This window comes from Pseudomonas oryzae (assembly GCF_900104805.1).
Taxonomy (GTDB): domain Bacteria; phylum Pseudomonadota; class Gammaproteobacteria; order Pseudomonadales; family Pseudomonadaceae; genus Geopseudomonas; species Geopseudomonas oryzae.
The window spans coordinates 4,052,529-4,072,572 of the sequence record NZ_LT629751.1; the positions used below are offsets into that span (position 1 = coordinate 4,052,529).

Below are 20,044 nucleotides of genomic sequence, written 5' to 3' on the forward strand. Positions count from 1 at the left end.
CTCGTCTGCGCCGGGGCGCACGGGCTCCTCCCGCCGGGTGGGGGGAAGCGTTCATCGGTTGCCGCACGGGGCGGCGTCAGTGGGTGGCGATGAAACGGCGACGAGACGCGGGAGGCCGGGCGTGGCGGCAGTGAAACAGCGCCCAGAAGGCGAGGATGGCGTTGAGGAAGGGGTTGAGCCACGCCGCCACGAACACGGCCCGGCGCCGCAGGGTGGCGGCGAGACGGAGCGGGCTGAGGTTTAGCGTGGTCAGGGACATGAGCTGGCTGAAGGACCGGGATGCATTGAATCTAGGTGGGTTCGGGCTTGCCCGCAATAGCGCATGTGCATTTTGTTGCACAGCCTGCCCGGGTTTCCGCCACGCCTGCCTCTCCGGCTTGCGAGCGGAGCCCGCCCGGCGGCGTGGCCACAGGTTATGCTCCCCGTGCTGCCGGCCGGCTCTTGTGCCAGGTACCGGAAAGCCCCGGGCGACTCTGGGGCGCGTCCGGCAGGGACAGTCCCCTTTTCAGGAGAAAGCATGGATATCTTCAAGTCGCGTTCCGCGGTCGTGCTGCTCACCGGCCTGGTGCTGGCGGCCGGCTCGCCGGCCCTGCTGGCCGAGCCCAGGGGCAAGGACGAGCACCCGCAGCAGATGCACTCGCCGCAACAGGGCAAGGGCAACCAGGGGCAGAAAGGCGCCGCGCCCCAGGGGCACCAGCCGCAGAACGGCAAGCCGGCCAGCGGCGGGCCGTCCCGCCATGACGGCCATGGCGATTTCCGGGTCGACAGCGAGCGCATCCGTGTGACCATCGGCGACAACCGCGCGTACTGGAATCCGGGCAAGCCGTTGCCGCCGGGCATCCGCAACAACCTGCAGCGCGGCAAGCCGCTGCCGCCGGGGATCGCCAGGCAGCAGCTGGACCGTCGCCTAGTCAGCCGTCTGCCCTACCACGAGGGGCACGAGTGGGTGCGGGTGGGGACCGACCTGGTGCAGGTGTCGATTTCCACCGGGCTGATCAACGCGGTGCTGAACGACATGTTCAACTGACGCGCACAGGCCGGGGTCTGCGTGCCCCGGCTTTTTGCTGCCGGTCGCGGTGCCGGTGGCTACCCTTGCATGACAGGAGTCAGGCGAAGGAGGCGGGGGATGAAGGGACAGCCGTTCATCAGGCGCGTGGGTTTTGCCCTGCACGGGCTGCGCCTGGCGGTGCAGCGCGAAGGCAGCCTGCGCACCCATCTGCTGGCCACCACGGCGGTGCTGGTTCTGCTGCTGGCGACGCGGCCGGCGCCGCTGTGGTGGGCGCTGCTGGCGCTGGCGGTCGGGCTGGTGCTGGTGGCCGAGCTGGTCAACAGCGCGCTGGAGGCGCTGATCGACCACCTGCATCCCGAGCGTCATCCGGAGATCGGCGCGGCCAAGGACATCGCCGCCGGCGCGGCGCTGGTGGCCAGCGGCATCGCCGTGGTGGTGGGAGTGGCCTTCGGGCTGGACTGGCTGGCGGGCTGAGGCGCGCGTGCAGAGACGCCTGAATTCAGAAAGCCGAACAAGGTGTCGGGCTGGCGGCGCGGACAAAAAGACGCCGGCTTGTGGCCGGCGCGGAGAGACAGATCTGGAGTCCAACCGAAACGCTGCCGGGAGGCAGCGCGAGGGGCTTGGGGCGGGCCGAGGAACGGGCCCCGCTTGTGGCGGAACGCCGGCCCTGGGCCGCGCCGCAAACCGTCCTGGGGTGACGCCGCGCCGGTGGGGCGCGGCGAAGTCTTGCGAAGGGCTCAGCCGCGCTTGGCCACCAGGGTCAGGATGTCGTAGCTGGCCACCAACTCGCCGTTCTGGTTGGTGACTTCCACGTCCCAGGCCACCACGCCCTGCGGGGTGCCGAGGCTGGACTGCTTGCCCTGGTCGATCTTGCGCTTGCAGGTCAGGCGCGCCTGGATGGTGTCGCCGATGCCCACCGGGCTGACGAAGCGCAGGGTGTCGAGGCCGTAGTTGGCCAGCACCGGGCCGACGCCGGGGGAGACGAACAGGCCGGCGGCCGCCGACAGCACGAAGTAGCCGTGGGCGATGCGCTTGCCGAACTGCGATTCCTTGGCGGCGATCTCGTCGAAGTGCATGTAGAAGTGGTCGCCCGACAGGCAGCCGAAGTTGACCAGGTCAGCCTCGGTGACGGTGCGGCGGTGGGTCAGCAGCGACTCGCCGATCTGCAGGTCCTCGAAGTGGCGACGGAACGGGTGCACTTCGGTCTCGATGACCTTGGCGCCGCGCACGTACTCGCCGGTGATGGCGCTGAGCATGGTCGGCGAACCCTGCACCGCGGTGCGCTGCAGGTAGTGCTTGACCGCGCGGATGCCGCCCAGCTCCTCGCCACCACCGGCGCGGCCGGGGCCGCCGTGCTTGAGCATCGGCAGCGGCGAGCCGTGGCCGGTGGATTCCTTGGCGGCCTCGGCGTCCAGCACGTGCACGCGGCCGTGCCAGGCGGCGGCGGCCGGCACCACCTGGGCGGCGACGCGCGGATCCTTGGTGACCAGGGTGGAGACCAGGCTGCCCTTGCCGCGGGCGGCCAGGGCCAGGGCCTCGTCGATCTCGGCGTAGCCCATCAGGGTGCTGACCGGGCCGAAGGCCTCGATGTCGTGGGCGCCGCCGGTGGCGTGCGGATCGCGGCTCTTCAGCAGGGTCGGGGCGAAGAACGCGCCCTCGGCGACGTTGTCACCGACGAACTGCGCCTCGCCGCGGAACAGCAGCTCGCTGCTGGCGAGCAGGGCGTCGACGCGGCCGGAGACGTCGTCGAACTGGTCGTGGGAGGCCAGCGCGCCCATCTTCACGCCTTCCTTGCTCGGGTCGCCGACCACCACCTTGGCCAGGCGCGCGGCCAGGCGCTCGGCGACGGCGTCGATGCGGCTCTCGGGGACGATGATGCGGCGGATCGCGGTGCACTTCTGGCCGGCCTTGACCGTCATCTCGCGGGCGACTTCCTTGACGAACAGCTCGAACTCCTCGTCGTCCGGGGTCACGTCCGGGGCGAGGATCGCGCAGTTCAGCGAGTCGGCCTCGGCGTTGAACGGGATCGAGTTGCGGATCAGGTTGGGGTGCACGCGCAGCTTGGCGGCGGTGTCGGCCGAGCCGGTGAAGGTCACCACGTCCGGGCCTTCCAGACGGTCGAGCAGGTCGCCGGTGCTGCCGACGATCAGTTGCAGGCTGCCCTCGGGCAGCAGGCCGGATTCGTGCATCAGGCGCACGCAGGCCTCGGTAACGTAGCTGGTCGCGGTGGCCGGCTTGACGATGCACGGCATGCCGGCGAGGAAGGTCGGCGCGAACTTCTCCAGCATGCCCCAGATCGGGAAGTTGAAGGCGTTGATGTGCACGGCCAGGCCGCCGCGCGGCACCAGGATGTGGGTGCCGGCGAAGTGGTTCTGCTTGCCCAGCGGGATGGCCGGGCCTTCGTGGACCAGGTTGCCGGAGGGCAGCTCGCGGGTGCCCATGCTGGCGTAGGCGAACAGGGTGCCGGCGCCGCCCTCGATGTCGATCCAGCTGTCCATGCGGGTCGCACCGCTGTGGTGGCTGATCGCGTAGAGCTGTTCCTTGCGTTCCATCAGGTACTTGCCGAGCGCCTTGAGGATCTGCGCGCGGCTCTGGAAATCGAGCTTCAGCAGCGCCGGAGTACCGCTCTGGCGGGCGAAGCTGACCGCCTCGGCGAAGTCGAGCTTGTCGGCGTGGGTGTGGGCGACGATCTGGCCGTCGATGGCGCTCTTCAGCGCCTGGGCGGCGTCGGCGCCGATCCAGCGGCCGCCGATGAAACTTTGCAGGGTGGTCATCAGGGAATCTCCTGAAGCAAGGCAGAACGGGCGGTCATGGCCGCCCGTGATTGTTCTGTCCTGCGGCGCCACGCTGGCGCCGCAGGGGATAAAGTCGCCAGAGCCTGCCCACGACCTCGCGAGCTAGAGCCAGGCAAGGCGGAATCGGTTGAGGAAGCGGAGTTTGCTGGCTGCAAATGAGCATTCCGAAACCGATTCCAACGCCGCCTGGCCGACGCGCAGCAGGTCGTGGGCTGGCTCTCAGAGCTGGTCGAAGTCCAGCACAACCTCGTCGCTGACCGGGAAGGCCTGGCAGGACAGCACGTAGCCGGCGGCCACCTCGTAGTCCTCCAGCGCGAAGTTGGCATCCATCTCCACCTCGCCCTTGACCACCTTGCACTTGCAGGTCGAGCACACGCCGGCCTTGCACGAGTAGGGCAGCTCCATGCCGTGGGCGTTGCCGGCGTCGAGCAGGCTCTGGGTGTTGCGCGCCAGGTCGAAGCTCATGCTGCGGCCGTCGCTGGTCACGGTGACGTGGCTGACCGCGCCGCCGACCCTGGCCGCGGCCTCGCGGGCGGCACGCTTCTCGGCGGCGGCGCCCGGGGTGCCGGCGGTGAACAGCTCGAAGTGGATGCGCTCGTTGATCAGGTCGTGGCGGCGCAGGGCGTCGCGCACGCACTCGGTCATCTCCACCGGGCCGCAGATGAAGGCGGCGTCGAGGTTCGGCACGTCCAGCCAGCGGGAGAACAGCGCGTCGCACTTGGCAGCGTCGATGCGGCCGTTGTACAGGTCGATGTCCTGCTGCTCGCGGCTGAACACGAAGATCAGGTTGAGGCGGTCGAGGTACTGGTTCTTCAGGTCCTCGAGCTGCTCGCGGAAGATGGTGCTGGCGCTGGAGCGGTTGCCGTAGATCAGGGTGAAGCGGCTGTCCGGTTCGGTTTCCAGGGTGGTCTTGACGATCGACATGATCGGCGTGATGCCGCTGCCGGCGGCCACCGCCAGGTAGTTGCCGGCGCGCGCCGGATCCAGCGGGATGGAGAAGTGGCCGGCCGGCGGCATCACTTCCAGGGTCGCGCCGGCCTTGAGCTGGTCGTTGGCGAAGTTGGAGAACAGGCCGCCGTCCACGCGCTTGATTGCCACGCGCAGGTCGTCCTCGCTCACCGCGCTGCAGATCGAGTAGGTGCGGCGCACTTCCTCGCCGTCGATCTGGGTGCGCATCACCAGGTGCTGGCCCTGGGTGTAGTGGAAGCTGTCCCTGAGCTCGGCGGGCACGGTGAAGGCCACGGACACCGTGTCGCGGGTTTCCGGGCGCACTTCGCGGATGGTCAGCGTATGGAACTTGCTCATCTTGTTATTCTCCAGGCCCGCGTCGCGGCGGTGGGCGAGCCGTTCAGATGCACTTGAAATAGTCGAAGGGCTCCAGGCAGGAGCGGCAACGGTACAGGGCCTTGCAGGCGGTGGACCCGAACTGGCTGACCACCTCGGTGTCGTGGCTGCCGCAGTGCGGGCAGCTGATCTCGTCCTTCTCGCCGAGCAGGCTGCGCTTGCTGCTGCTGCCGGACGGCGGGGCGATGCCGAAGGCGCGCAGGCGCTCGCGGCCCTGCTCGCTGATCCAGTCGGTGGTCCAGGCCGGCGCCAGGCGGCGCTCGATGCGCGGGGCGCGGAAGCCGGCGCGCTCCAGGGCCTTGCTCACCTCGTTCTCGATCAGCTCGGTGGCCGGGCAGCCGGAGTAGGTCGGCGTCACGGCCACCTGCAGGTGGCCGTCGACCCAGGCGACGTCGCGGATGATGCCGAGGTCGATCACGCTGACCACCGGCACCTCCGGGTCCATCACCTGCTCCAGCACCTGCCAGGCGCGCGGCAGGTCGGACTCGTCCGCCGCGCGGGCGCCGCCGTCGGAGGCGATCAGCCCGGAGGGCTGATCGCTGCTGCCCATGCCGGCGACGGGGCTGCCGCCGAACAGGGCGTCGAGCTCGGAATCTTTGCTCATGGCTCCTCCGCTTGCGGTCGGTTGCGGACCGGGCTTACCAGGTCGCACCCGGGTAGGCGCGCTGCAGGAACTGCATCTCCGCCAGCAGGATGCCCAGGTGCTCGGTGTGCAGGCCGCGCTTGCCGTCCAGGTAGAAGTAGCTGGCCGGCTGCGGCACCGGCAGGCTGGCGGCGCCGAACACCTGCTCGACGGTGGCCTGCCAGGCGCTCGCCACGGCCTCGGCGTCGGCGGCGATGCCGGCAGTGGCCAGGCGCTGCTGGATCTCGTCGCCGGCCAGCAGGTCGCCGGTGAAGCGCCACAGCTCGTCGATGGCGGCGAGCATGCGCTGGCGGCTTTCCTCGGTGCCGTCGCCCAGGCGCTCGACCCACTCGCCGGAGCGGCGCAGGTGGTAGGTCGCTTCCTTGAGGGCCTTGGCGGCGATGGCGGCGATGCGCTCGTCCTTGGAGGCGGACAGCGCCTGCAGGGTGTGCAGGTGCCAGGCGTCGAACAGGAACAGCTTGGCGGTGGTCACCGCGTAGTCGCCGTTGGGCTGCTCGACCAGCAGGGTGTTGCGGAAGTCGCGCTCGTCGCGGGTGAAGGCCAACTGGTCGGCGTCGCGGCCGTCGGCCAGCAGCTCGGCGGCGTACTCGTACCAGTTGCGGGCCTGGCCGACCAGGTCGAGGGCGACGTTCATCAGCGCCATTTCCTCTTCCAGGGCCGGCGCGTGGCCGCACCACTCGCACAGACGCTGGCCGTTGATCATGGCGTTGTCGCCGAGGCGCAGCAGGTATTCGATCAGGTCGTTCTTGTTGTCAGTCATGACCGGCATCCTCACATGTGCCCGACTTCTTCGGGCAGCTCGTAGAAGCTGGCGTGACGATAGACCTTGTCCTGCGACGGGTCGAAGAACGGCTCTTTCTCGTCGCCGGCGGTGGCGGTGATCTGCGCCGAGGGCACGACCCAGATGCTCACGCCTTCGTTGCGGCGGGTGTACAGGTCGCGGGCGCTCTCCAAGGCCATGTTGGCATCGGCGGCGTGCACGCTGCCGACGTGCTTGTGGTTCAGGCCGTGCTTGGAGCGGACGAAGACTTCAAAAAGGATCCATTCGGACATGGCGGGGTTCTCCGATTCAGGCGCCGATCAGGCAGCGTTTTGTTTTTGTTGGCGTTTGGCGGCGTGGGCGACGGCGGCTTCGCGGACCCACTTGCCATCCTCGAGCGCCTTGCGGCGGGTGGCGATGCGTTCGCGGTTGCACGGGCCGTTGCCCTTGAGCACGTCGTAGAACTCCTGCCAGTTGATCTGGCCGAAGTCGTAGTGGCCGCGCTCCTCGTTCCACTTGAGGTCCGGGTCGGGAGCGGTGCAGCCGAGGAATTCCAGTTGCGGCACGGTCTGGTCGATGAAGCGCTGGCGCAGGTCGTCGTTGCTCATGCGCTTGATCTTCCAGGCCATCGACTGGGCGCTGTTCGGCGAGTCGGCGTCGCTCGGGCCGAACATCATCAGCGCCGGCCACCACAGGCGGTTGATGGCGTCCTGGACCATGTCCTTCTGCGCCTGGTTGCCGTGGCGCATCATGGTCAGGAGGATTTCGTAGCCCTGGCGCTGGTGGAAGCTCTCTTCCTTGCAGATGCGGATCATCGCGCGCGAGTAGGGGCCGTAGCTGGTGCGCTGCAGCACCACCTGGTTGACGATGGCGGCGCCGTCGACCAGCCAGCCCACCGCACCCATGTCGGCCCAGTTCAGGGTCGGGTAGTTGAAGATGCTCGAGTACTTGGCCTTGCCGGCGTGCAGCTTCTCGATCTCCTCGTCGCGGTCGGCGCCGAGGGTCTCCATGGCGCTGTACAGGTACATGCCGTGGCCGGCCTCGTCCTGGATCTTGGCCATCAGCTGCAGCTTGCGCTTGAGGGTCGGGGCGCGGGTGACCCAGTTGCCTTCCGGCAGCATGCCGACGATTTCCGAGTGGGCGTGCTGGGAGATCTGGCGGATCAGGGTCTGGCGATAGGCGTCCGGCATCCAGTTCTTCGGCTCGATCTTGATCTCGGCATCGATGCGTTCCTGGAAGGCGCGCTCCTCGGGAGACATCTCCTCGAGGCTCTTGACGCGCTTGACTCCGGTTTCGACGAGTTGTGCGTACATTTTCTTGTTTTCTCCAGCCGTGGTTGCAGGCAGGGCAGGGCCTGGGCGTTGAGTATTTGTATATGATACACAAACGATGCGCAAGAAAATATTTTCAGTGTCGCTTTGTGCCTTTTGGCGATGAGCGGGAGGGTTTTCAGAGCATCGGGAAGTGCCCGGGCGCAGGGGACTCCGTAGGGTGGGTTAGGCCGCAGGCCGTAACCCGCCAACCGGCCGCCAGGTCGGCCATGGCGATGCCTGGCGGCATCGTCGGTGGGTTACGCCGCGTTGCGGCCAGCCCACCCTACGGAGGCCGTGCGGGTGATTTGCGGGCATAAAAAAGCCCCGCCGCAGCGGGGCTCCTGGCTGGCGCCGGTCAGGCGCTCTTGCGCTTGTCGTAGACGTGGCAGGCCTTGCCTTCCGAGCGCTTGAGGCTGAAGCACGGGCAGATGTTGATGCGCGTGCTGATGCCGACGCTGCTCTTGATGTGGTGGGCCAGCTCGCGGCTCACCGCCTGGCGTTCGACGTCGTTCAGGTGCTCGAACTCGGGCTTGAGCTCGACCAGCACGTCCATGCCGTCGAGATTGCCGTTGCGATACACGTGCAGCTCGTACTGCGCGGAAAGCTGTTTGACTTTCAGCACCTGCTCCTCGATCTGCGTGGGGAACACATTGACCCCGCGGATGATCAGCATGTCGTCGCTGCGCCCGGTGATCTTGTCGATGCGGCGCATGGCGCGGGTGGTGCCCGGCAGCAGGCGGGTCAGGTCGCGGGTGCGGTAGCGGATCATCGGCAGCGCTTCCTTGGACAGCGAGGTGAACACCAGCTCGCCCATCTGGCCGTCCGGCACCGGTTCGCCGGTCACCGGGTCGATGATCTCCGGGTAGAAGTGGTCTTCCCAGATGGTCGGGCCGTCCTTGCAGTCGACGCACTCCATGGCCACGCCCGGGCCCATCACCTCGGACAGGCCGTAGATGTCCATGGCCTGGATGCCCAGGCGGCTCTCCAGCTCGCCGCGCAGCTGGCCGGTCCACGGCTCGGCGCCGAAGATGCCCAGGCGCAGCGGCAGCTTGTGCGGGTCGATGCCCTGGCGCTCCATCTCGTCGGCGATGTTCAGCATGTACGACGGGGTGACCATGATGATGTCCGGCTGGAAGTCCTTGATCAGCTGGACCTGCTTCTCGGTCTGGCCGCCGGACATCGGGATCACGGTGCAGCCCAGGCGCTCGGCGCCGTAGTGGGCGCCCAGGCCGCCGGTGAACAGGCCGTAGCCGTAGGCGACGTGGATGCGGTCGCCCGGGCGGCCGCCGGCGGCGCGGATCGAGCGCGCCACCAGGTTGGCCCAGGTGTCGATGTCGTTGGCGGTGTAGCCGACCACGGTGGGCTGGCCGGTGGTGCCGCTGGAGGCGTGGATGCGCGATACCTGCTCCATCGGCACGGCGAACATGCCGAACGGGTAGTTGTCGCGCAGGTCGCTCTTGCCGGTGAAGGGGAACTTGGCCAGGTCGGCCAGCGACTTCAGGTCGCTGGGGTGCACGCCGAGGGCGTCGAACTTCTGGCGGTACACCGGCACGTTGTCGTAGGCGTGCTGCAGGGTCCAGCGCAGGCGCTCGAGCTGGTGGGCGCGCAGGTGGTCGAGGCTGGCGGTTTCCATCGGGTCGATGATGGCGGTGTGCGCAGAGGCATTGTGCATGGCGTTCATGGCGTCTCTCTTTGTTCTTGTGTGGAGCCACGGGCGACTGGCGAGGCCGCCCGTTCTTCTTGTTATTGCGAATCGTCGATCAGCGTAGCGCGCTCACGGGGCGGGGCGCGCTGCGCCGGGTATCACAGGCGTTCGATGACCATGGCGATGCCCTGGCCGACGCCGATGCACATGGTGCACAGCGCATAGCGGCCCTGGCGCTCCTCCAGCTCGTTGAGCGCGGTGGTGACCAGGCGCGCGCCGCTCATGCCCAGCGGGTGGCCGAGGGCGATGGCGCCGCCGTTGGGGTTGACCCGTGCGTCGTCGTCGGCGATGCCCAGCTCGCGCAGCACGGCCAGGCCCTGGGCGGCGAACGCCTCGTTGAGCTCGATCACGTCCATGTCGGCCAGGCTCAGGCCGGCCAGCTCCAGCACCTTGCGGGTGGCCGGCACCGGGCCGATGCCCATGATGCGCGGCTCGACGCCGGCGCTGGCCATCGCCAGCACGCGGCCGCGGGCCTTGAGGCCGAAGCGGGCGGCGGCTGCCGGGCTGGCCAGCAGCAGGGCGCAGGCGCCGTCATTGACGCCGGAGGCGTTGCCGGCGGTGACGCTGCCGCCGTCGCGGAACGGCGTGCCGAGCTTGGCCAGCTGCTCCAGGGTGGTGTCCGGACGCGGGTGCTCGTCCTGCGCCACGACCTTGGCCGGGCCCTTGCGCTGGGGAATCTCCACCGGGACGATCTCGCGCGCGAAGCGGCCGCGGGCCATGGCGGCGCCGGTCTTCTGCTGGCTGCGCAGGGCGAAGGCGTCTTGGTCGGCGCGCGAGACGTTGAACTGCGCGGCGACGTTCTCGGCGGTCTCCGGCATCGAGTCGATGCCGAACTCCTTCTGCATGATGGCGTTGACGAAGCGCCAGCCGATGGTGGTGTCGAACATTTCGGCCGAGCGCGAGAAGGCGCTCTCGGCCTTGCCCATGACGAACGGGGCGCGCGACATGGATTCCACGCCGCCGGCGATCATCAGCTGGGCCTCGCCGCAGCGCAGGGCGCGGGCGGCGCTGCCGATGGCGTCCATGCCCGAGCCGCACAGGCGGTTGACGGTGGTGCCCGGCACGTTGATCGGCAGGCCGGCGAGCAGCGAGGACATGCGCGCGACGTTGCGGTTGTCCTCGCCGGCCTGGTTGGCACAGCCGAAGATCACGTCGTCGACGGCGGTCCAGTCGACCTGCGGGTTGCGGGCCATCAGTGCGCGCAGCGGCACGGCGCCGAGGTCGTCGGCACGCACGGCGGACAGCGCGCCGGCGTAGCGGCCGATCGGGGTGCGGATGGCGTCGATGATCAGGGCTTCACTCATGCCTGGTTCTCCTGCTGGCGGACGGTGCCGCGGATCTTGTAGGACTTGCCGTGGAACACGGCGATCAGCTGGCCGTGCTGGTTCTCGATGCGCACGTCGTAGTTGCCGGTGCGGCCGCTGCGGCTGACCTGGGTGGCGCGTGCGGTGAGCACGTCGCCGAGGCGGCCGGGGGCGATGTAGTCGATGCTGCAGCCGAGCGCCACGCAGGCGTCGTCGTAGCTGTTGCAGGCGTAGGCGAAGGCCGAGTCGGCGAGGGTGAACAGGTAGCCGCCGTGGCAGCTGTTGTGACCCTGGATCATGATCTCGCTGACGGTCATCTGCAGGTCGGCCTCGCCCGGGCCCATGCGCAGCACCTCGATGCCGAGGTGGCGCACGGCCAGGTCGCGCTCGTACATGGCGGCGGCGCAGGCCTCGGCCAGTTCCTGGGGCGGCAGCTGGCCGTTGTCGTCGTTATGAAGATGCTCAGCCATGGAAACGCTCCCCGGCGCAGTGCAGGCGGCGCAGCAGCAGGGACGGGCGGTAGCGGTCCTCGCCGTAGCTGCGTTGCAGGTTGTCGAGCACGCTCAGCACGGTGCCCACGCCGATGGCGTCGGCCCAGGCCAGCGGGCCCTTCGGATAGTTGACCCCGGCGCACATGGCCAGGTCGATGTCGGCGGCGGTGCCGACGCCCTGCAGCACGGCGTCGGCGGCCTCGTTGGCGAGCATCGCCACGGTGCGCAGCACCACCAGCGCCGGGCTGTCGGTCACTTCGGTGACTTCGAGGCCGGCGGCCTGCAGCAGGCCGGCGACCGCTTCGCGGGCGGCAGCATCGCTGCCGGCGGCGAAGGCCACGGCCAGGCGGGTCGCCTTGGCGTAGTCCAGCGCCAGGTCGAACACGGCCAGGTTGCGCAGGCCCTCGTCGCGGGCGCGCTCGGCAGCCATGCGGCCGTCGCTGAGCGCCAGCAGCGCCTCGCCGACGCGCAGCAGGCCGGCGCCGTCGCGGCGGATCACCTGCACGCCGGCGGCCGCGATACGCTCGATCAGCGCGCTGGCCGGGCCGAGGTCGCCTTCCACCACCACGCATTCGGGCCTGGCGGCGGCTGGCAGGCTCTGCGCAGCCGGACGCTCGGCGCCTTCGGCGTAGTCGTAGAAGCCGCGGCCGCTCTTGCGGCCGAAGCGGCCGGCGTCGACCAGCTCCTTCTGGATCAGCGAGGGCTGGAAGCGGAAGTCGCCATAGTAGGCGTCGAACACCGAGCAGGTCACCGCGTAGTTGACGTCGTGGCCGATCAGGTCGGTCAGCTCGAAGGCGCCCATGCGGAAGCCGCCGGCGTCGCGCAGCAGGGCGTCGAGGCTGGCGCAGTCGCTGGCGCCTTCCTGCAGCAGGCGCAGGCTTTCGGCGTAGAACGGCCGGGCCACGCGGTTGACGATGAAGCCCGGGGTGGACTTGGTGTGCACCGGCTTCTTGCCCCAGGCCCTGGCGGTGGCGTATAGGCAGTCGACCACCGTCTTGTCGCTGGCCAGGCCGGCGACGATCTCGACCAGCGCCATCACCGGCGCCGGGTTGAAGAAGTGCAGGCCGGCGACCCGCTCGGGACGCTGCAAGGTGGCGGCCAGCGAGGTGATCGACAGCGAGGAGGTGTTGCTGGCGAGGATGCAGGCGTCGCCGCAGATGGCTTCCAGCTTCTCGAACAGCTCGCGCTTGATCTGCAGGTTCTCGACGATGGCCTCGACCACCAGGGCGCTGCCGGCCAGATCCTCGAGGCGCGCGGCCGGAGTCAGGCGGGCGACCACGGCGTCGCGCTCGGCGGCGTCCAGCTTGCCGGCCTCGACGCGCTTGTCGAGCTGCCTGGCGATGCCGGCGATGGCCTGGGCGGCGGCGCCTTCGCGGGTGTCGAACAGGGCGACCGGATGGCCGGCCTGGGCGGCGACCTGGGCGATGCCGGCGCCCATCGCGCCGGCGCCGATCACCGCGACGGCGGCGTCTTTATTCAGTGCGGTCATTTCAGCGGCCCTTGAACTCGGGGGTGCGTTTTTCCATGAAGGCGGCGACGCCCTCGCGATAGTCCTCGCTGCGCCCGGCCAGGCGCTGCAGGTCGCGCTCCAGGTCGAGCTGCTCGTCGAAGCTGTTGCTGGCGCTGGCGTTCAGCGCGCGCTTGATCAGCGCCAGGCCGTAGGTCGGCTGGGCGGCCAGGTGGCGGGCCAGCTTGAGCGCCTCATCCTGCAGGGACTCGTCGTCGACGCAGCGCCAGATCATGCCCCACTGCTCGGCCTGCTCGGCGCTGAGCTTGTCGCCCAGCAGGGCGAGGGCCTTGGCGCGGGCCATGCCGATCGCGCGCGGCAGGGTCCAGGTGCCGCCGGAGTCCGGCACCAGGCCGATCTTGCAGAACGCCTGGATGAAGCTGGCCGAGCGGGCGGCGAGGGTGATGTCGCAGGCCAGGGCGATGTTGGCGCCGGCGCCGGCGGCCACGCCGTTGACAGCGCACACCACCGGCATCGGCAGGTCGCGCAGGGTGCGGATCAGCGGGTTGTAGTTCTTCTCGATCGACTCGCCCAGGTCCGGCATGGCCGCGCCCGGCGCCACGTTGCGGTCGCTGAGGTCCTGGCCGGCGCAGAAGCCGCGGCCGTTGCCGGTGATCAGCAGGCAGCGCGCCTCGGGGCTCTGGCGCAGCTGCTTGAGGGCCTCGCGGACTTCCTTGTGCATCTGCGCGTTGAAGCTGTTGAGCTGCGCCGGGCGGTTCAGGGTCAGGGTGGCGACGCCCTGCTCGATGGTGAAGAGGATGTGTTCGAAACTCATGAAGGCTCTCTCTTATTAGAGGAGGGCGCGCGGCGCGCCCCCGGTGCAGAGGTGGGCTGCAGGCGCGCTCAGCGGCCCTTGTAGACCGGCTTGCGCTTTTCCTGGAAGGCGCGGATGCCTTCGTTGCGGTCCTCGGTGCCGGCCAGCAGGGTGAAAGCGTGGCGCTCGAAGCGCAGGCCGCTGGCCAGGTCGGTGTCCTCGGCCTTGAGCAGGGCTTCCTTGGCCAGGCGCACGGCCAGCGGCGCCTTCTCGGCGATCTTGCGGGCGATGGCGACGGCGCGCTCGACGGTCAGCTCGGGCTGGGTGATCTCGCTGACCAGGCCCGCCTCGAGGGCGCGGCGGGCGCTGATCGGCTCGCCGGTGAGGACCATCTGCATGGCCAGCGACTTGCCGACCGCGCGCAGCAGGCGCTGGGTGCCGCCGGCGCCGGGCATGATCGCCAGGTTGATTTCCGGCTGGCCGAACTGGGCGTCCTCGCCGGCGATGAGGATGTCGGCGTGCATGGCCAGCTCGCAGCCGCCGCCGAGGGCAAAGCCGTTGACCGCGGCGATCAGCGGCTTGGAGAAGCGGGTGATGCGCTGCCAGTGGGCCAGGCGCGGGTCCTCGAGGATGCCGACCAGGTCGCGCTCGGCCATCTCCTTGATGTCGGCGCCGGCGGCGAAGGCGCGGCGGCTGCCGGTGATGACCACGGCGCGGGTGCCGGCGCAGGCTTCGGCGGCATCCAGTTCGGCGGCGAGTTCGCCGAGCAGCTGGGTGTTGAGGGCGTTCAGCGCTTCGGGGCGCTGCAGGGTGATCAGGCGCACGCCCTGTTCGGGAGGCAGGACGCTGAGGGTCTGAGGCATGGAGGCACATCCTCGCGGTGCACGCCGGCAGATGGCGCCGGGCTCGTTCTTGGAATTGTTGTCGCTGCCGGGGCCCGTTCCTGCGCTGCTGACGGGACTTTAACGGGGCAGCCGTTTGAGCCGAGTATACCCATAAAGTGATACAGATCAACTAATGCAAAGTTGCTTTCCCGTGTCTGTTTTATCGCATTCCGTGCCCCGGCCGACGAGCGGAAGGGGTGGGCGATGGCCGCTCGTGGCGGCCCGGAATGCCGCCGGACAGGCCGGATTTACTGCCATTCCCTTGATTTGCAAGGGCTTTGCCCGGCGTATGGATTTCTCCGCCGGGCGCGGTTAAGGTGATGTGATACAAGAAAGTGGCTGCGCATTAGACAAATGTCGTGTTTGTCGGGCCGGCCCGTCACCCCACGAGGAAGCCGCCGTGCCCGCAACCGTCTCCGCACTCGACCTGTTCGCCCGCCACCAGCCGCTGCTCGAGCGCGCCGTGGAGGCCATCGCCAGCCGCGACCACTGGACGCCCTATCCGGAAAGCCAGCGTCCCTACGGCGAGGAGGCCGCGGCCGCCGGCCCAGCCAACTTCGCCGCGCTGCGTGACCGCCATTTCGAGCTGCACTGCCCGGTGGCCTCGACCCGCGTCGGCGGCGAGCGCTCGCCCTACGGCTTCGCGCTGGGCATCACCTACGACCAGCCGGACCTCGACGCCCTGCTGAGCCACCTGCAGGCGCAGCTGCCGAGCTGGCGCGCTGCCGGCCCCAGGGCGTGGATCGGCGTGTGCCTGGAGATCCTCCAGCGCCTCAACGCGCAGAGCTTCGACATCGCCCACGCCGCCGTGCATACCACCGGCCAGGGCCTGCCGATGGCCTTCCAGGCCGCCGGCCCGCATTCCCAGGACCGCGGCCTGGAGGCGGTGGCGCAGGCCTGGAAGCTGCTGCGCGAGGTGCCGGATACGGCGCGCTGGACCAAGCCGCAGGGCAAGCTCGACCCGCTGGTGGTGGACAAGCGCTTCCACATCGTGCCGCGCGGCATCGCCCTGGTGATCGCCTGCTCGACCTTCCCGACCTGGAACACCTATCCGGGCCTGTTCGCCAGCCTGGCCACCGGCAACCCGGTGCTGGTCAAGGCGCACCCCGGCGCCATCCTGCCGGTGGCGATGACCGTGCGCGTCGCCCAGCAGGTGCTCGCCGAGGCCGGCTTCGACCCGGCGCTGGTCAGCCTGGTGCCGGATACCCTGGAGGCGCCGGTGGCCAAGCAACTGGCCCTCGACCCGCGGGTCAAGGTGATCGACTTCACCGGCTCCAGCGCCTTCGGCGACTGGCTGGAGGACAACGCCCGCCAGGCCCAGGTGTTCACCGAGAAGTCCGGCCTCAACAGCGTGGTGATCGACAGCGTGAGCGACCTCAAGGCGGTGGCGCGAAACCTGGCGTTCAGTCTCAGCCTGTACTCCGGGCAGATGTGCACCACCCCGCAGGCCATCTACGTGCCGCGCGGCGGCATCCGCACCGCCGAGGGCGTGCTGGGCTTCGACGAGGTGGCGCAGACCCTGGCCACGGCGATCAGCAAGTTCCTGTCCGACAACGAGCGCGCCTGCAGCGTGCTCGGCTGCATCCAGTCCGAGGCCACGCTGGCGCGCATCGACGCCTGCCGCACGCTCGGCGAGGTGCTGCTGGACAGCGAGGCGCGCGTGCATCCCGAGTACCCCGAAGCGCGCGTGCGTACCCCGCTGCTGCTCAAGGTCGACGCCGAAGACCGCGAGATCTACGCCGAGGAGCGCTTCGGGCCGATCGCCTTCGTGATCGCCACCGACGACACCGCGCACAGCCTGCAGCTGGTGCGCGAGACCCTCAGCGAGAAGGGCGCGCTGACCCTGGCGCTGTACTCCACCGACGAGGCGGTGCTGGCGCAGGCCGAGGAGCTGGCGCAGGATGTCGCCGTGGCGCTGTCGGTCAACCTGGACAACGGCCTGTTCGTCAACCAGTCGGCGGCGTTCAGCGACTTCCACGGCACCGGCGGCAACCCGGCGGCCAACGCCGCGCTGACCGACGCGGCCTTCGTCGCGCGGCGCTTCGTGGTGGTGCAGAGCCGCCGCCACGTCGCCGCCGAATAAGCGGACCTTCCCGCAGGGGCGAATCCATTCGCCCCTGCGGGGGCACAACAACAAGAAGAGGAATACCTATGCCCTGCTACCGTTACGCCGGGGTCACCCCGGTGGTCCATCCCACCGCCTTCGTCCATCCCACCGCAGTGCTGATCGGCGACGTGATCGTCGGTCCCGGCTGCTACGTCGGCCCGCTGGCCTGCCTGCGCGGCGATTTCGGCCGGATCGTCCTCGAGGAGGGCGCCAACCTGCAGGACACCTGCGTGATCCACGGCTTCCCGGAGAGCGTCACCCGCGTCGCCCGCAACGGCCACATCGGCCACGGCGCGGTGCTGCACGGCTGCCAGATCGGCGAGGACGCCATGGTCGGCATGAACGCGGTGGTGATGGACGACGCGCAGATCGCGCCGCGCTCGATCGTCGCCGCCTGCGCCTTCGTCAAGGCCGGCTTCGCCTGCGAGGAACAGTCGCTGGTGATGGGCGCGCCGGCGCGGGTCAGCCGCCAGCTCACCGACAAGGAGGTGCGCTGGAAGCAGGCCGGCACCCGCGAGTACCAGGTGCTGGCGCAGCGCTGCCGCGAGGCGATGGAGGAGTGCGCGCCGCTCGCTGCGGTGGAGAGCGACCGGCCGAGCCTGCCGGCCTCCGAGGTCAAGCCCAAGGGCGCGTCCTGACCGGCGATTCTTGGCATGCGATATGCTCAACGCATGCCGGGAGGTGGCGAATGAACATGAAACACACGGCGGTGGATCAGGCCCTCGACGGTTGGCTGCAGCGCGTCAACGAGCTGTGCGGTCGTTTCTGTGCCAAGGCGCTGGGCGAGGAGTTCGCCGGGCGCATCGAGCAGTACCGGGGCGGCGCGCTGCAGATGTCGTTCAACGACATCGCCCACGCGCGGCTGTACCGCACCGAGCGCGAACTGGCCGCCGGCGAGGACAAGGGCTACTTCGCGGTGTTCCAGCTCGAGGGGCGCGCGCAGATGGCCCAGGACACCCAGCGCATCGTCCTCGCCCCCGGCGACATCACCCTGATCGACGCCGCGCGGCCCAGCGAGTTCGAGTACGGCGCGGGCTCGCGCCAGCTCAGCCTGATCCTGCCGCGCGAGCTGGTCGAGCGCAGCCTGCGCTTCTCCAGCGTGCGCAGCTGCGCGCGGATCGCCGCGCACACTCCGGTGGCGGTGCTGGCCCACGGCCTGGTGCGCGAGTCGGCGCGCCAGGAGGGGCTGAGCCTGGCAGAGAGCGAGGCGACCCTCGACGCGCTGGTCAGCCTGCTGCGCCCGGCGCTGGCCGGCGGCGACAGCGACGACGACCCGCACGCGCGGCTGTTCCGCCGCGCCCAGGCGTTCATCGAGCGGCACATATGCGAGGCCGAGCTGTGCCCCGAGCTGATCGCCCGCGAGATCGGCGTGTCGCTGCGCGGCCTGTACCGGCTGTTCGCCCGCCACCAGCTGGTGGTGGCGCAGTACATCCGCAACCGCCGCCTCGACCTGTGCGCCGAGGCGCTGCGCCACGCCGGCGGCGAACTCAAGCTGTCGGCGCTCGGCTACGACTTCGGCTTCTCCGACGCCAGCTACTTCTCCAGCGCCTTCAAGGCGCGCTTCGGGGTTTCGCCCGGCGAGTACCGCAAGCGCTACCAGTAGTGGTCGACCTGGCGTCCGTTAGTAGGGGCGAATTCATTCGCCAAGCAGGCCAGCGGCCTGCCCTTGGCAACAACCGGGGCCGCGTTGCGGCCCATGGCGAATGAATTCGCCCCTACAGGCGCCATGGCCGGACGGATGGCTGGGTGTGCTGGTCGCCTTGGCAGCCTCGGCAATGTGCCTGGCACGCACAGACCAGCTTTGCCTCCAGCGCCTGCGCACAATCCCCGCTGACTGTTCGGCATGGCCCGCGGGCCATGCGCGACTCCCGGATTCAGCGCAAGCGAGGTTTCAGCATGAGTGTCGTCAGTATCCTGCCGCAGGTCGCGGCCTTCCTTCAGCGTCGCCACGGCTGCTTCATCGACGGCCAGTGGCTGGTCGACGACAGCCCGCGCAGCCCGGTGGTCAACCCGGCCGACGGCCAGGTGATCGCCGAGGTGGCCGAGGCCGACGTGGCGCTGCTCGACCGCGCCGTGCAGTCGGCGCACGCTGCGTTCAAGGGTGGCGTGTGGTCCGGCCTGCGTCCGGCCGACCGCGAGCGCATCCTGTTGCGCTTCGCGGCGCTGGTCGAGGAGCACGGCGAGGAGCTGGCGCAGCTGGAGACCCTCAACCAGGGCAAGTCGATCAACACCTCGCGCATGCTCGACGTCGGCGCCAGCGTCGAGTTCATGCGCTACATGGCCGGCTGGGCGACCAAGATCGAGGGGCAGACCCTCGACGTGTCCATCCCGGTGCCGCAGGGCGCGCGCTACACCGCCTTCGCCCGTCGCGAGCCGGTCGGCGTGGTAGCCGGGATCATCCCGTGGAACTTCCCGCTGATGATCACCCTGTGGAAGGCCATGCCGGCGCTGGCCTGCGGCTGCACCGTGGTGCTCAAGCCGGCCAGCGAGACGCCGCTGTCGGCCCTGCGCCTGGTCGAGCTGGCCCATGAGGCCGGCGTGCCGGCCGGCGCGCTCAACCTGGTCACCGGCCGCGGCAGCCGCATCGGCAACGCCCTGGCCGGTCACCCGCTGGTGAGCAAGGTGTCGTTCACCGGCTCCACCGAGGTGGGCCGCGGCGTCGGCATCGCCGCCATGCAGAACATGACCCGCTTCGCCCTCGAGCTGGGTGGCAAGAACCCGATGATCCTGCTGGCCGACGCCGACCTCGACAAGGCGGTGCAGGGCGCGCTGCTCGGCGGCCTGCTCAACCAGGGCCAGGTGTGCGCCGCCGCCTCGCGCTTCTACGTGCACCGCTCGCGCTACGCCGAGTTCGTCGACAAGCTGGGCGCCGCGGTGGCCGGCCTGCCGCTCGGCCCCGGCCTCGACCCAGCCGCGGCGATCAACCCGCTGGTGTCGCGCAAGCAGCAGCAGAGCGTGCTCGAGCACATCGACAGGGCGCGCGCCGAGGGCGCCCGCGTGGTCACCGGCGGTCAGGTGCCGGCGCTCGACGGCTTCTACGTGCAGCCCACCGTGCTCGCCGACGTGCGCCAGGACATGGGCATCGCCCGCGACGAGGTGTTCGGCCCGGTGCTCGCGGTGCTGCCGTTCGACAGCGAGGAGGAGGCCATCGCCATGGCCAACGACAGCGAATACGGCCTGGCCGCCAGCCTGTGGACCAACGATCTGACCAAGGCGATGAACCTGGTGCCGCGCATCGAGGCCGGCACCGTGTGGGTCAACGCCCACGTGCTGCTCGACCCCAACATGCCGTTCGGCGGGGTCAAGCAGTCCGGCGTCGGCCGCGAGTTCGGCCGCGCGGCGGTCGAGGCCTATACCGAGATCAAGTCGGTGTGCATCGCCCACTGATCGATCGAGTGGGGTTGAAGACGGGCGGGGCAGCGATGCTC

The 20,044-nt window shown here is 69.6% G+C and carries 19 protein-coding genes; 6 read left to right on the top strand and 13 right to left on the bottom strand.

The window, feature by feature from the left end; all coding sequences use genetic code 11:
* Positions 1–76: 76 nt before the first annotated feature.
* The gene (locus BLT78_RS18435) at positions 77–259 is read right to left on the bottom strand and encodes a hypothetical protein (protein ID WP_090351245.1); all 183 of its coding nucleotides are present in this window, start codon (positions 257–259) and stop codon (positions 77–79) included.
* Positions 260–523: 264 nt separating this feature from the next.
* Between BLT78_RS18435 and BLT78_RS18440 the strand changes: the two genes are divergently transcribed.
* Positions 524–1,027: an anti-virulence regulator CigR family protein gene (locus BLT78_RS18440; RefSeq protein WP_090352406.1), complete on the top strand. Its 504-nt coding sequence runs from the start codon at positions 524–526 to the stop codon at positions 1,025–1,027.
* A 99-nt stretch (positions 1,028–1,126) separates the two neighbouring features.
* Positions 1,127–1,483, top strand: a complete 357-nt coding sequence (locus BLT78_RS18445; RefSeq protein WP_090351247.1) for a diacylglycerol kinase — start codon at positions 1,127–1,129, stop codon at positions 1,481–1,483.
* A 263-nt stretch (positions 1,484–1,746) separates the two neighbouring features.
* Here BLT78_RS18445 and paaZ read toward each other — a convergent pair whose 3' ends face one another.
* From paaZ to paaF, 12 genes are all read right to left on the bottom strand, one after another.
* A complete protein-coding gene (gene paaZ, locus BLT78_RS18450) occupies positions 1,747–3,783 on the bottom strand; it encodes a phenylacetic acid degradation bifunctional protein PaaZ (RefSeq protein WP_090351248.1) in 2,037 nt (678 codons plus the stop codon).
* Between the two features lie 240 nt (positions 3,784–4,023).
* Entirely contained in the window at positions 4,024–5,109 is a 1,086-nt protein-coding gene (paaE, locus tag BLT78_RS18455) for a 1,2-phenylacetyl-CoA epoxidase subunit PaaE (protein ID WP_090351250.1), read from the bottom strand.
* A gap of 43 nt (positions 5,110–5,152) precedes the next feature.
* Entirely contained in the window at positions 5,153–5,698 is a 546-nt protein-coding gene (gene paaD, locus BLT78_RS18460; protein ID WP_090352407.1) for a 1,2-phenylacetyl-CoA epoxidase subunit PaaD, read from the bottom strand.
* Between the two features lie 88 nt (positions 5,699–5,786).
* Entirely contained in the window at positions 5,787–6,551 is a 765-nt protein-coding gene (gene paaC, locus BLT78_RS18465; protein WP_090352409.1) for a 1,2-phenylacetyl-CoA epoxidase subunit PaaC, read from the bottom strand.
* Between the two features lie 11 nt (positions 6,552–6,562).
* Entirely contained in the window at positions 6,563–6,844 is a 282-nt protein-coding gene (gene paaB / locus BLT78_RS18470) for a 1,2-phenylacetyl-CoA epoxidase subunit PaaB (protein ID WP_090351251.1), read from the bottom strand.
* A 27-nt stretch (positions 6,845–6,871) separates the two neighbouring features.
* Complete coding sequence (paaA, locus tag BLT78_RS18475) at positions 6,872–7,864, bottom strand: 1,2-phenylacetyl-CoA epoxidase subunit PaaA (RefSeq protein ID WP_090351253.1); 993 nt, start codon at positions 7,862–7,864, stop codon at positions 6,872–6,874.
* A gap of 355 nt (positions 7,865–8,219) precedes the next feature.
* Positions 8,220–9,545, bottom strand: coding sequence for a phenylacetate--CoA ligase PaaK (gene paaK / locus BLT78_RS18480; RefSeq protein WP_090351254.1), 1,326 nt, complete (start codon positions 9,543–9,545; stop codon positions 8,220–8,222).
* 122 nt (positions 9,546–9,667) lie between these two features.
* Positions 9,668–10,873: a 3-oxoadipyl-CoA thiolase gene (gene pcaF / locus BLT78_RS18485; RefSeq protein ID WP_090351256.1), complete on the bottom strand. Its 1,206-nt coding sequence runs from the start codon at positions 10,871–10,873 to the stop codon at positions 9,668–9,670.
* Positions 10,870–11,343, bottom strand: a complete 474-nt coding sequence (gene paaI, locus BLT78_RS18490; protein WP_090351257.1) for a hydroxyphenylacetyl-CoA thioesterase PaaI — start codon at positions 11,341–11,343, stop codon at positions 10,870–10,872. Before paaI ends, pcaF begins: the two co-directional genes overlap by 4 nt.
* Positions 11,336–12,853, bottom strand: coding sequence for a 3-hydroxyacyl-CoA dehydrogenase PaaH (gene paaH / locus BLT78_RS18495; protein ID WP_090351259.1), 1,518 nt, complete (start codon positions 12,851–12,853; stop codon positions 11,336–11,338). The genes paaI and paaH overlap by 8 nt, the downstream gene beginning before the upstream one ends.
* A gap of 1 nt (position 12,854) precedes the next feature.
* On the bottom strand, positions 12,855–13,646 hold the full coding sequence (gene paaG, locus BLT78_RS18500) for a 2-(1,2-epoxy-1,2-dihydrophenyl)acetyl-CoA isomerase PaaG (RefSeq protein WP_090351261.1): 792 nt from the start codon (positions 13,644–13,646) through the stop codon (positions 12,855–12,857).
* Between the two features lie 68 nt (positions 13,647–13,714).
* Positions 13,715–14,488, bottom strand: coding sequence for a 2,3-dehydroadipyl-CoA hydratase PaaF (paaF, locus tag BLT78_RS18505; protein WP_090351262.1), 774 nt, complete (start codon positions 14,486–14,488; stop codon positions 13,715–13,717).
* A gap of 421 nt (positions 14,489–14,909) precedes the next feature.
* On the opposite strand from paaF, the gene paaN reads away from it, so the two are divergent.
* The 4 genes from paaN (at position 14,910) to BLT78_RS18525 (ending at position 20,003) form a co-directional block, all read left to right on the top strand.
* Positions 14,910–16,592 carry a phenylacetic acid degradation protein PaaN gene (gene paaN / locus BLT78_RS18510; RefSeq protein WP_090351264.1) on the top strand — a complete coding sequence of 561 codons (1,683 nt, stop codon included), beginning with the start codon at positions 14,910–14,912 and terminating at the stop codon, positions 16,590–16,592.
* A gap of 68 nt (positions 16,593–16,660) precedes the next feature.
* Entirely contained in the window at positions 16,661–17,254 is a 594-nt protein-coding gene (locus BLT78_RS18515; RefSeq protein WP_090351265.1) for a phenylacetic acid degradation protein PaaY, read from the top strand.
* Between the two features lie 50 nt (positions 17,255–17,304).
* Positions 17,305–18,219, top strand: coding sequence for a transcriptional regulator FeaR (feaR, locus tag BLT78_RS18520; RefSeq protein WP_090351267.1), 915 nt, complete (start codon positions 17,305–17,307; stop codon positions 18,217–18,219).
* A gap of 293 nt (positions 18,220–18,512) precedes the next feature.
* Entirely contained in the window at positions 18,513–20,003 is a 1,491-nt protein-coding gene (locus BLT78_RS18525) for an aldehyde dehydrogenase family protein (protein WP_090351269.1), read from the top strand.
* Positions 20,004–20,044 lie beyond the last annotated feature (41 nt).

Coding starts and splice junctions, on each gene's coding strand:
- paaI (WP_090351257.1), bottom strand. CDS start 11,343: ATGGCTGAGCATCTTCATAACGACGACAACGGCCAGCTGCCGCCCCAG.
- BLT78_RS18525 (WP_090351269.1), top strand. CDS start 18,513: ATGAGTGTCGTCAGTATCCTGCCGCAGGTCGCGGCCTTCCTTCAGCGT.
- paaK (WP_090351254.1), bottom strand. CDS start 9,545: ATGAACGCCATGCACAATGCCTCTGCGCACACCGCCATCATCGACCCG.
- paaA (WP_090351253.1), bottom strand. CDS start 7,864: ATGTACGCACAACTCGTCGAAACCGGAGTCAAGCGCGTCAAGAGCCTC.
- paaG (WP_090351261.1), bottom strand. CDS start 13,646: ATGAGTTTCGAACACATCCTCTTCACCATCGAGCAGGGCGTCGCCACC.
- paaH (WP_090351259.1), bottom strand. CDS start 12,853: ATGACCGCACTGAATAAAGACGCCGCCGTCGCGGTGATCGGCGCCGGC.
- BLT78_RS18515 (WP_090351265.1), top strand. CDS start 16,661: ATGCCCTGCTACCGTTACGCCGGGGTCACCCCGGTGGTCCATCCCACC.
- paaF (WP_090351262.1), bottom strand. CDS start 14,488: ATGCCTCAGACCCTCAGCGTCCTGCCTCCCGAACAGGGCGTGCGCCTG.
- feaR (WP_090351267.1), top strand. CDS start 17,305: ATGAACATGAAACACACGGCGGTGGATCAGGCCCTCGACGGTTGGCTG.
- paaC (WP_090352409.1), bottom strand. CDS start 6,551: ATGACTGACAACAAGAACGACCTGATCGAATACCTGCTGCGCCTCGGC.
- BLT78_RS18435 (WP_090351245.1), bottom strand. CDS start 259: ATGTCCCTGACCACGCTAAACCTCAGCCCGCTCCGTCTCGCCGCCACC.
- BLT78_RS18445 (WP_090351247.1), top strand. CDS start 1,127: ATGAAGGGACAGCCGTTCATCAGGCGCGTGGGTTTTGCCCTGCACGGG.
- paaB (WP_090351251.1), bottom strand. CDS start 6,844: ATGTCCGAATGGATCCTTTTTGAAGTCTTCGTCCGCTCCAAGCACGGC.
- paaZ (WP_090351248.1), bottom strand. CDS start 3,783: ATGACCACCCTGCAAAGTTTCATCGGCGGCCGCTGGATCGGCGCCGAC.
- paaD (WP_090352407.1), bottom strand. CDS start 5,698: ATGGGCAGCAGCGATCAGCCCTCCGGGCTGATCGCCTCCGACGGCGGC.
- paaE (WP_090351250.1), bottom strand. CDS start 5,109: ATGAGCAAGTTCCATACGCTGACCATCCGCGAAGTGCGCCCGGAAACC.
- pcaF (WP_090351256.1), bottom strand. CDS start 10,873: ATGAGTGAAGCCCTGATCATCGACGCCATCCGCACCCCGATCGGCCGC.